The 11,725-nt window shown below is 66.7% G+C and carries 3 protein-coding genes; 2 read left to right on the top strand and 1 reads right to left on the bottom strand.

All coding sequences use genetic code 11. The annotated features are described in order from the left end of the window. The first annotated feature begins 278 nt into the window (after nt 1-278). Together AB7O82_RS09495 and AB7O82_RS09490 are read left to right on the top strand one after the other, a co-directional pair. Nucleotides 279-2,003 carry a DUF4157 domain-containing protein gene (locus AB7O82_RS09495; protein ID WP_428549941.1) on the top strand — a complete coding sequence of 575 codons (1,725 nt, stop codon included), beginning with the start codon at nt 279-281 and terminating at the stop codon, nt 2,001-2,003. Nucleotides 2,004-2,110: 107 nt separating this feature from the next. Next, nucleotides 2,111-3,856, top strand: a complete 1,746-nt coding sequence (locus AB7O82_RS09490) for a DUF4157 domain-containing protein (protein WP_428549943.1) — start codon at nt 2,111-2,113, stop codon at nt 3,854-3,856. Between the two features lie 156 nt (nt 3,857-4,012). On the opposite strand, the gene AB7O82_RS09485 is transcribed toward AB7O82_RS09490, so the two are convergent. Next, nucleotides 4,013-11,428, bottom strand: coding sequence for a Calx-beta domain-containing protein (locus AB7O82_RS09485; protein WP_428619254.1), 7,416 nt, complete (start codon nt 11,426-11,428; stop codon nt 4,013-4,015). Nucleotides 11,429-11,725 lie beyond the last annotated feature (297 nt).

The raw sequence follows: 11,725 nt of genomic DNA, 5'->3' as shown, positions 1-11,725 counted from the left end.
CCCGGTCCATCCCATCGCGCGCAGCCTGAGCAACATCGAGGCGATCATCGGCCAGCTCTACCCGGCGACCCTGCTGGCCTACCTCGTCTCCTTCCACGTCGCCTCGCGGCGGTGAGCCCATCGCCGGGAGCGCGGCACTCCGTAGCGCTCTCCATGCCCGGACTTTCGCCTCTCCACCTGCTCCCCCGCCAGGGGTTGCGCAGTATGCGTCGGGGGCAATTGTGTCCCCCTATCGGGCCCAGTACTGTGCCGGTTCAACACGCGGCGGAACGGCAGCGATGCAGACCCACGCAGTGAAGAACACCGGGCCCACCGAGGCGGCCCGCAAGCGCCCGGACGCCGGACGGCCCGCCCGCCCGATCGCCCACGACGGGTTCCTCCCCGACGCGAGCCTCTCCGAAATCCCGATCCTGCCCGACGGTCGCGACGGCGCTCCGTCCGCCTTGCACCGCCACGCCGCCGGGATCGGCCCGTCATCGGTGCCGGCGAACGTGCGCGAAGAGCTGCGGCGGCCCGGACGGTCGCTGCCGGCCGGCCTGCGCGGCGAGATGGAGCAGCGGCTCGGCTGCGACTTCAGCGACGTGCGGCTGCACACCGACGCGGAAGCGGGCAAATCGGCCGAAGCAGTCGCCGCCGAGGCCTACACGGTTGGACGCCATATCGTGTTCGCCGCCGGTCGATTCGATCCAGGGTCGCTTTCCGGCCGCCGCCTGCTCACGCATGAGCTCGTCCACGCGGCCAGCCTGCCGCGCGGCAGCGGGCTGCCGGCGGGCGAACTGCGCATCAGTGCGCCGTCGGAAATGGTGGAGCGCCACGCGGTCGCCGTGGCGGGAGGCGCGCTGGCGCCGCCGGCAATGACCACCGTCACCTCGCCGGCGCTTTACCGCGCGCCAGCGCCGGTCGTCGATCTGGCAGGGGTGAGCGTGAACCACTCTCGCGTGACTGTGCCGCCACCGGCAAAGCACGGCCTCAAGGCGACCATCGATCCGTCAAATGCGACGGGCGTGACGCTCGCCGTCATCGCCGGCAGCGCCGCGATCGCCGCCGGTACCACGATCAACAGCGCGACCGGCGCGATCACCATCGATGCCAAACAGAGCGGCGGCAGCGCCGATGTCGAGGCGACGCAAACCGACACCGGGCTTAGCGCGACCGCCGGTGGATTCAACTTCACCGCCGTCCCGGGCAATATCAACGCCACCACCGCGTCGGCGCCCGGCAACGCCGGCTTCTATGGCGGCGAGTTCGTGCACACATTCGATCCGCCGGCCGGCGGTGCGGCCACGGAACTCGAGCTTGCCCACGTCAACGAGAAGTTCAAGGGCGCGAGCGGCACGCTGCTCACCATCAGCGGCAAGCTCGGGACGCTCAAGATCACGGTCAACGACCCCGCCTCGGCGACAGCAGGCTGGGATCTCGACGATACCGGCGCGATGGCGGGACCCGACCATGTCACGTGGGATCACGGCGCCGATGCGCGGCCGTTCGTCAAGAACGCCTCCAACCCAGCCCCTGCCGACACCCTGCCGCAGGAGCTGACGGTGACGCAGAACATGCGCACCCTCGAGTTTCCCACCATGAAGTACGGAGCAACCGTCGCCTCGCCGACGCACCGGCGGGCGATCGAGGAACGCACCGGCAAGCTCAAGGCCGTGACCAGCGCCAACGTCCCCGGCATCAATGTGGAGGTGGAGGAGGACTACGCCGGGCCGACCATCTTCCGCAATGCCACGGCGACACCCGACACGATCCCGGCGACTCCGCCCGGCGGCACCGCCACCACGTCGACCATCACCGTCGATGCCGAAGGCGCTCCGCCGACGACGACCACCTTCGAGGTCAACCTGCCGGACCTCGGCTGCAAGGTCGACGCTGCGGGCGTGCTGACCCCGGGGGCGACGGCCGGCACTGTCATGGTGCGCGCCGGCGACGGCACGAATTTCGACGAGACCAAGGTGACCATCACGGCTGCCCCGACGCCGACGCCGCCGGGCACGCCCTGACGCCCCTCCACGAGCGCAACAGAACAGGCGCAGGTCGGGACGGATTTGCATGTCAGGGGTGCGGCTGGAGCCGAGCCGATGCCAACCAGGAGAGGTGGAGCGCAGCGATGCAGACTTACGCAATTTCGGACTCCCGACGGGCACAGGCCGCGCGTAAGGGACCCGGTGCGAACCGGCCCACCGGCAAGAAGGCGCACGACGGGCTGAGGTTCGGCGCGAGCCTCGCCGACTTCCCGATCCTGCCGGCCGAGGCCGCGGGCTCATCATCCGATCTCCGCCGCCTCGCGGCAGGGCACGCCCCATCGTCGGTGCCGGCGAGCGTGCGCGAGGTGCTGCGGCAGCCAGGTCGGCCGCTTCCCGCCAACCTGCGCGGCGAGATGGAGAGGCGTCTCGGCTGCGATTTCAGCGACGTACGACTGCACACCGACGATGAAGCCGGCATGTCGGCGGCCGCTGTGGCGGCCGAAGCCTACACCGTTCGGCGGCATATCGTGTTCGCAGCCAATCGTTTCGATCCCGGGTCGCCCTCCGGCCGCCGCCTGCTCATGCACGAGCTCGCGCACGCGGCGGGCCACGCGCCGGGCAATGCCCTGCCGACTGGCGAATTGCGCATCAGCACGCCCGCGGAGCCGGCCGAGCGCCATGCCGTCGCCGTGGCGGAAGGCGCTGTCGCGCCACCGGCCATGTCCACCCTTGCGACGCCGATCGTCTTCCGCCAGCCCGCGCCAGCCGTGGCGCTGGGCAACGTGACCGTGAATCACCCGCGCGTGACCGTGCCGCCGCCGGCCGGCCACGGCCTCAAGGCGAAGATCGATCCGACCAATGCAACGGGCGTGTCGCTCGCCGTCGTCGGCGTCAACGCCACCATTGCCGCCGGCACGACGGTCAACAGTGCCACCGGCGCGGTCACGATCGACGCCAAGCAGGGCGGCGGCAGCGCCGATATCAAGGCGACGCAGGCTACGACCGGCAATTTCGCCACGGCGCCGGTCAACTTCACCGCGATTCCGGGCAAGATCACCAGCACCACGGCGTCGGCGCGCGGCGTCGCCGGCTTCTACGGCGGCGACTTCGTGCACACCTTCGATCCGCCCAAGGGCAGTACGGCGACGGCGCTGGAGCTCTCGCACGTCAACGAGAAGTTCGCCACCGCGAGCGGCACGACGCTCACCATCACCGGCAAGCTCGGGACGTTCAACATCACAATCAACAATCCCAACTCGCCGACCGCCGGTTGGGACCTCGATTCGACCGGTACGATGGCCGGGCCCGACCACGTGACCTGGGCCAGCACCAACACCGATGCGCGGCCGTTCGTCGTCAATGCCTCCAACAGGACGCCGGCCAACACCCTGCCACAGGAACTGACGGCGACGCAGAGCTTTCGCAATCTCGAGTTTCCATCCAAGACCTATACGACCACCGTCGACACGACGACGCACCGGCGCGCCTTCGAGGAGCGCACCGGCAAGATCAAGGCGGTGACCAGTGCCAATGCGGCCGGCATCAACGAGGAAGTGGAGGAGGACTACGTCGGGCCGACCGTGTTCCGCAACGCTGCCGCCTCACCCGCCTCGATCCCGGTGACGGCGCCGGCGCCGCCCGGCGGCACGGCGCCAGCGCCAACGACATCGACCATCACGGTCGATGCCGAAGGCGCGGCGGCGACACCCGCCTTCAAGATCAACGCCCCCAATCTCGGCTGCACCATCGACGCGGCCGGCGTGCTGACGCCAGGCACGACGGCCGGCAGCGTCACCGTGCGCGCCGGCGACAACAAGAACTTCGACGAGACGACAGTGACGCTCACGGCGCCGCCGGCGCCGACCCCGACGCCGCCGGGTACTCCCTGAGGCGACGGCAAAACCGCTGCCTCGAAGGTGCCAGCTCCGCCGCGGTCGAGCAGCGGCTGCCACGACTGCGAGGCCGTACGCCCCCGCAACCATCCATCCCACTCCCGGGGTGCACGCTCTTCCGTGCGACACCTCGTTGACCGCAGGTTCGGCGCACTAGGGATGGTTGGCAATCAGAGTCTCGGCATTCCTGATGCCGGTGAGCACGCTCGCCGGGTCGGCGCCCACCGGGTCGAGCAGGCTGGTCGCCGCGGCGATGTCGCTGGCCCCCAGCCACATCGTGTTGTGCTCCTGCTGCTCCTGCACGTAGGCGAGGCTCACGGCCACCTTGCCCATCAGGGTGGTGATGTCCTGGCCCGCCGCCGTGTCCTGCGCCCCGCTCATGATGTTGATCAGCACCGAGCCCACGAACTGGCCGGCCTGCAGCGCCCCCTTGACCTGGCCCGTCCAGTAGTCGAGGCCGGCCTGATCCGACGAGCGGTTGAACAGGTTGTCGTAGACGCTGTCGATGAAGGCTTCGATCTGGCTGTCGCTGGCGCCGAACGGGTTGGCGAGGAAGGGATAGAGCGCCCTCGCCTCGTCGCTGATGCCGAACGAGCTCGCGATGTTGGAGAACAGCGCCGCCGCCCCCTGCGCCGGCAGGTTCTGAACGAACTCGCCGACCCAGAACTCGAACCCGCCGGCATCGGCGGCACGGCCGAAGAACGTGATGTAGGTCGAGGCGATCTGCTGCTCGGCGGTGAGCGCCAGCAGGTTGAGCGTCGTCGAGGTCCCGCTGCTCTGCACCGGCACGACATAGATCACCGCCTCGGCATTCTCCCCGCCGCCACCGACACCGCTGGCGTGATAGGTGAACGAATCGATGCCCGAGAACCCGCCCTGCGGCGTGTAGTTGAAGCCGCCATTGGCTGAGAGCTGCAGCGCTCCGTGGGCCGTCGTCGCCACCACCGAGGCGCTGGTGGCGGCCTGGTCATTGGCCAGCACCCCGGTCGCCGCGGCCACGACGAGAGAGGGGCCCTGGTGCAGGGTGTAGGCGTCGTCGTGCGCCGCGATGTCGTCGGCCTGGATGGTGCCGATAGCGGTTGCGGTACCCAGCACCAGGCCGGCCGACGGGGTCGTGAGCGTCACCGTGAAGCCCTCGTCGGTCTCGACCGTGGTGTCACCCGAGACGTTGACCGTCAGCGTCTTGCTGCTCTCGCCGACGGCGAACGTAACCGAGCCGCCGGGCAGCGTGCCGCCGGCGAAGTCCGATGCCGCAGCGCCGCTCGCGCCCGAGCCCGCCACCGCGTAGGACACGCTGTGCGCGACGGAGAGATCGCCGATCCGGGTCAGCGTGAAGGTGAACCCGGTCGTGCCGCTGTTGCCCTCCGGCCGCGTCGCCGAAGAGGCCGTGATCGTCACCACCGCGTCGTCGTTCAGGACGGTGCCGGTCACCGGGAACCCGTCGATCGTCAGGCTGGCCGACGGATTGGACAGGCTCACCGTGAAGGTCTCGTCGAGCTCGACCGCCGTGTCGCCGGCAACGTTCACCGTGACGACCGTGCTGGTCTCGCCCACGGCGAAGCTCACCGTGCCGCTCGACAGCACCGCGCCGGTGAAGTCCGAGCCATTGGCCGGATCGGTCCCCGACCCGGTGACGGCCCAGGCGACGCTGTGGGCCACCGTGGTATCGCCGGCCCGCGTCACCGCGAAGGTGAAGGACGTCGAGCCGCTGTTGCCCTCGGGCCGTACCGCGGCCAGGGCCTCCAGCGTGGCCGTGGCGTCGTCGTTGACGATCGTGACGTCGGCCGTTGCCACGTCGATGCCGAGGCCAGCCGACGGGTTCGACAGAGTGACGGCAAAACCTTCATTGCTTTCGCGCGCCACGTCGCCATTGGTCTCGATCGTGATCGTCTTCGTCGTCTCGCCCACCCCGAAGGTCAGGGTGCCCGCCGGCAGGATGTGGCCGGCGAAGTCGCCGACATTGGCCGGGTTGCCGCCGCCGCCCGGAACGACGCCCGCGACGGCCCAGTCGACACTGCGCGACACCGACTTGTCGCCCGACAGCGTGACCGTGAAGGTGAATGTCCTGGTGCCGCTGTGGCCCTCCGCCTGGCTGAGCGGCTGGCCGTCGATCGACACCGACGCATCCTCGTTCAGGATCGTGCCGGTGGCCGAGGCGGCGCCGATCACCGCGCTCGCCGACGGGTTCGTCAGAGTGACGACGAAGCCTTCGTCTGCCTCGGCGGTGGTGTCGCCGGAAACGTCCACGGTGACCGTCGTACTCGTCTCACCGGCTGCGAAGCTCACGCTGCCGGTCGCCAGCATTCCGCCGAAGTCGGCCGCGTCGGCCGGAGCGCTGCCGCTGCCCGACATCTCCCAGGTGGCGCTCGCCGCCACGTCGATGCGCTCGCTGCGGGTGACCGTGAAGGTGAAGGCAGTCGAGCCGCTGTTGCCCTCGGCGTGCATCGCGTCCAGCGCCGCGATCGCCAGGATCGCCGGCCCATCGTCGTTGCCGATCAGACCCGAGGCGCTGCCCTGCGAAGAATCGATCGTGGCCGCGATGGCGTCCGACAGGGTGACTGTGAAGCTTTCGACGGCCTCGTAGTCAACGTCACCGGCCACGCCGACATCGATAACCTGGCTGATCTGGCCGGCGGCAAAAACCACGGTGCCACCGGGCAGCGCCCCGCCCACGAAGTCGTTCTTGTCGGCGATGCCGGCGCCGCCGTTACCGCCGTTACCGATCAACCAGTTGACCGTCGACGATCCGGTGGTGTCGCCGGTCCGTGTCACCGTGAAGGTGAACGAGGTGGTGCTGCTCTTGCCCTCGTTCTTGTCGGCCGCCAGGGGCGTGATCGACACAGTCGTCGGCGACTTCGAGGCGAAGCCGAAGTCTCTCGCCGTCAGGCTCGCCTTGTCGACGTTCTGCAGCGTCAGCGTGTCGCCGTTGCCGAGATCGATCACCGTGTCCTTGCCGACCTGGCTGGCCTTGGCCAGGACCGCCGCCAGATCGGTCAGCGAGGCCACCCGCGACAGGTTCACCTTGTCGGTACCCGGCGTGAAGTCGGTCACCACGTCGGCGCCGTAACCGGTCGCAAAGACGATCGTGTCGGTGCCGAGGCCGCTGACCAGCGTGTCCGGCCCGGCCCGGCCATCGAGCGTGTCATTGCCGGCGCTACCCTCCATCCGGTTGGCGCCGGCGTTGCCATACATCGCATTGTCCTTGCTGCCGCCCACCGCGTTTTCGATGTTGAGCAGCGTATCGATGCCGATCTGCGGGCCGACCGCGCTGGCACTGCCGGTCGACAGATCGATCAGCAGGCCGACCGCCACACTGGCATAGCTGACGGTGTCGGTATTGGCGCCGCCGTCGTAGCTGTCATTGCCGCCATCCGCCGTGCCGACCAGTGTGTCGTCGCCGCTGCCGCCCAGCACCGAATCGTCGCCGTCGCCGGCCTCGAGCGTGTCGTCGCCGTCGCCGCCGTCGACCAGGTCGTCGCCGCCTAGGCTCTTGACGGTATCGTTGCCGCCGTTGCCCCTGACGACGTCGCTGTTGGCCGACGCCTTGGGCTGGCCAGCCGGACTGGTGCCGCCGTCGATCAAATCGGTGCCAGCCGTACCGATGATCAGGTTGCCGACCGGCAGGTTGAAATCGTCGGCATGCAGCTTCGTCACGTCGACCTTGGCCAGCACCAGCTTGTTACCGCCGCCGAGATCGATCTCGCTGTCCAGCCCGACCTGCTTGGTGGCGAGCAGCACATCGGCGAAGGTCGCGAAGGTCGTGAGCCGGACGCGGTCAGCCGTGCCCTGACCAGCGACAAGATCGGTGATCGTGTCGATGCCGCCGCCGGACTGGATGAACAAGTCGTCACCCAGGCCGCCGGTCAGCAGGTCGTTGCCGTCGCCGCCCCCGATCGTATCGTCGCCCCCGCGACCATCGATCGTGTCATTGCCCAGGCCGCCTTCGAGGCGCTCGCCGTCCACATGCCCGGTCAGCACGTCATCGAACGCGCTGCCGATCGCCGTTTCGAAACCCGACACCTTGGCGGTCCGTCCGTCGACCGTCGCCGTGCCCAGTTCGAGAGAAAGCGCGACCCCGCTCTTGGCCAATCCAAAGCTCAGCGTGTCGAAGCCGCTGCCGCCCAGGAGCTGCCCACCCCCGCCGCCCGCCATGACGATGTCGTCCCCGCCGCGGCCATCGAGGGTGCCTTCGCCTGTGTCGCGTCGGAGCAGGTCGCTCGCTGCCGAGCCGATCGCCGACTCGATGCCGATCAGCAGGTCGATGCCTTCGCCGATCGCGGTGCCGTTCGTCAGATCGACCGTCATCGAGACGGCCACGGCGGAATAGTCGACAGTGTCGTTTCCAGCGCCGCCGTCCATGATGTCGTTGCCGGCACCGCCCCTGAATACGTCGTCGCCGTCGTTGCCAACCAGGTAGTCGTCGCCGCCGCCGCCCGTCAGCAGGTTCTTGCCGGCATTGCCGATGATGACGTTGGCGCCGGCGTTGCCCATCCCCGAGATGTCGGCGATGCCGAAGAGCTGCAGGTTCTCGAGTGCATCGGCCAGAGTGTAGTCGATGTAGGAGTAGACGCTGTCGGCACCCTGGCCGGCGATCTCCATGATCTTGTCGCCGGCCTGGTCGACGACGTAGCTGTCGTTGCCCTTGCCGCCCGACATCTCGTCCGCGTCGCCGCCGCCGTCGATGATGTTGTCGAGGTCGTTGCCGGCGATGACGTTGATCGCGTCGTTGCCGATACCCACGATCGCCGTCGGGCCGATCAGGTTCAGTGCTTCCAGGAAGGCGCTGAGCTTGTAGTTCGCCGTCGAGAAGACCGTATCGAAACCGCCGCCGGTCACCACGGCGCCGTCCACGATGGCGCCAGGCGCATCCTCGATGATGATGTCCTCGGCGATGTCGACGAAATAGCTGTCGTCACCACCGAATCCGCGCAGCGTGTCGAGGCCGGCCAGCCCGTTCAGGATGTTGGCCATGTTGCTGTCGAACTGCCCGAACATCACGTTGTTCAGTTCGTTGCCGGCGCCGCTCACGGCGCTGCGCGTCAGCGACAGGTTCTCGACATTGGCACCAAGCGTGTAGTCGATCCCTGGCACGACCGTGTCGGTGCCTTCGTTCGGATTCTCGACGACGACGTCGCCCGCCTCGTCGACGCCGTAGACGTCGTTGCCAGCCTTGCCGAACATCTTGTCGGCGCCCTGGATGCCATCGAGGATGTTGTTCGCGTCGTTGCCGATGATCGTGTTGTCGAAGTCGTTACCGTATCCGTTGATCGGGGCATTCCCGGTCAGCGTCAGGTTCTCGATGAAGCCAATATCGAGCAGCTTGGAGCCGGGCAGGATCAGGGTTATCGACGTCTCGACGGTATCGATGTCCGGTCTCGCCTTCTCCGTGGCGTAAACGACGACGTCGCCGGGATTGTCGACCACGTAAGTGTCGGCTCCATCGCCGCCCTCCAGCGAATCGGCGCCCGTCATGCCGTCGAGCCGGTTGGCGGCGACGTTGCCGACGATGATGTTGGCGAGATCGTTGCCGGTGCCGTTGATGGGGTCCGTTTCGGTCAGGGTCAGGTTCTCGACATTGACCGCGAGAGTATGGCTCACCGAGGAGAAGACCTGGTCGATGCCCTCGTCGAGCAGCTCGTCGACGAAGTCGAGGGCATCGTCGACCTTGTACGTGTCGTCGCCCTTCTGCCCGATCATCACATCGGACGACTGGCCACCATCCAGGACATTGGCGAGATCGTTGCCGCGCAAGCTGTCGGAAAAGAAGCCGCCGATTGCGTTCTCGATCCAGCCGTACTGAAGCTGGGTGTTCGGATCGGTCCACAAGGCGGCAATGCCGACATTCTCGAAGATCCCGCCCACGGTCGAATAGCTTCCCGGGTTGAGATTGATGAAGACGGGCGTGAACTGGTTGGCGCCACTGATCGTGTCGATGCCGCCAGCATCCCAGATGGACAGGATGACCATCGCACCGTTCGCAAATGGATAGACTTGCGTGGTTCCCGGTTCGGCCGGTCCGAAATACGTGTTGTTCTCTGTCCTGGTGTTCAGATTTGCGCCATAAAGCTCCTGAGCGGCCTCGATGTCGAGCACCATCGGGGTGATCGGAAAGAGCGCATTCGCTGTGGGTATTCCCACTTGAGACGGATGCCGGTTGTACGACATCACCGTGTACTGATCATTGTACTGCGGATTGTTGCCATCCCCGCCCGGATGATCGAGACCGATGGAATGCCCATATTCGTGCAGGAAGGTTTCGAAGCCGTCATCGCCGAGCTGGGGATTGGTGATCAGCGTACCAAGGTTATTGTTGAAGAAGACGTCGCCGTGAGGGCTCCGCGTGCCAATGGTGGCACCCAAGGGGTCCTGAGACATCTGGCCATAGAGGCTTTTCTGAGCCACTGCCCCTGGATAATCGGCCAGGACCGGCGCTCCAGCCTTCCCGGATGGTGCGAGACCCGCCAAGCCATTCCCGTCCGTCCCATCGGTTGAAAATGCGCTGTATGCACCGAAGACGATGTCACTCCCGACCACGGCGCCGTTGCGGACCTCGTAGACCCACATGCCTCTCTTGTCGGTGTTTCCCGGTGTCGTCGGCAGGTTGAGCAGAGCCGACTCGATGCCGGATGCCGGTACTTCCTCGAAATTCTTGCCATCGCCGGCAGTCCATCCGGCGTGTGCGGCCGTACCGCCCAGACCGTTGGTGCCGCCGCTTGCGTTACCCGTGGTCCACTGCATCGACTGGTAGCGGAAGACGATGTCGAAGTCGTTTCCGGACTTGCTGTCGCCGCCGCCTCGATCGTAGAGCTGGAGCTGGAAGAAATTGGCTTTCGGGACGTGGCCGCCCGAGGTGACACTGAAATAGTCGACGCCGGGCCACGTGACGGTGAAGATCTTGTTCGCGGTGTCGAGATCGTAGACGATCTGCGGCGGGTTCTGGATCGGCTCGGTCGTGTCGAGTCGCGTGTCGACATCGGCCCAGAACGGCGCGATCAGCGGCGTGCCGCCGGCGGTAATCGTGGTCGGCGTGTAGGAGCTGACGCCGTTGCGGAACGAGACGCTGCCGTTAATGTTGATCCACAGGTTGTGATAGGTCGTGCCGAAGAAGTTCAGGCCGTTTGCGAACACCGAGTCTATGCTGACTTCGAGGCTGGGGCCGTCGTCCCCGCGTGCAAGCAGATTCTCGCCGAGCCCGCTCGCGCCGCCCAGTCCGTCGACCAACGTGCCATCATTACCAACGATGGGCGTTCCGCTTCCTCCACCACCGCCACCACCGCCAATTCTTACAGCATTGATTCTGGCGACCTCGTTCCAGGCGTCGACAGCATAGATCGCCGCAGCCTGTTGCGCGGCGTTCAAGCCGATGTCGCCTCCTATCGGTACCAACTCATCTACAATGTTGACGTTGTTGTAGTCGTTGATCTGTACGGCGTCGACGCCAGCTTTGCCGTCGTAGTCGACCAGATTGAAATAATTCGGCACTTTCGTAGGGAACGAGTAGGTGATCGTCCCGGTGCCATCGTGCCAACGGCCGGCACCGCGCAAAAGATCGGTATAAGAAACAGCCATGTCGACCCCCAAAGTCGTTTAGGCAGACACACAGATCAGTTTACTTCCGAGAGGACACACCCACTCCGATACCATAAAGGACACGCCAGGCTGGCCAGTTCGTGCACTCGATCCCAATCGACATTATGAGCGGAGCGCCGGACACGCCCAAGCGCTCATCGTTACCCGGAACGATGAGGCCATCGAACTTCACCGCCATGCTGTTCCCCCAAACCACTTCACCAAGAAGGCCCCCTGACATCAACGGCACACGAAGCGCCTCGGGGTGTCAACCGACACCCCGGGAGCTTTCGCCTG

The sequence above is a fragment of the Reyranella sp. genome (assembly GCF_050185545.1).
Taxonomy (GTDB): Bacteria; Pseudomonadota; Alphaproteobacteria; order Reyranellales; family Reyranellaceae; genus Reyranella.
The sequence above is the reverse complement of the archived record's forward strand: the minus strand, read 5'-3'. Positions and strand labels throughout refer to the sequence as shown.

Bases quoted from the DNA above. Each gene is read 5' to 3' on its own strand.
- AB7O82_RS09485 (WP_428619254.1), bottom strand. From the start codon at position 11,428: ATGGCTGTTTCTTATACCGATCTTTTGCGCGGTGCCGGCCGTTGGCAC.
- AB7O82_RS09490 (WP_428549943.1), top strand. From the start codon at position 2,111: ATGCAGACTTACGCAATTTCGGACTCCCGACGGGCACAGGCCGCGCGT.
- AB7O82_RS09495 (WP_428549941.1), top strand. From the start codon at position 279: ATGCAGACCCACGCAGTGAAGAACACCGGGCCCACCGAGGCGGCCCGC.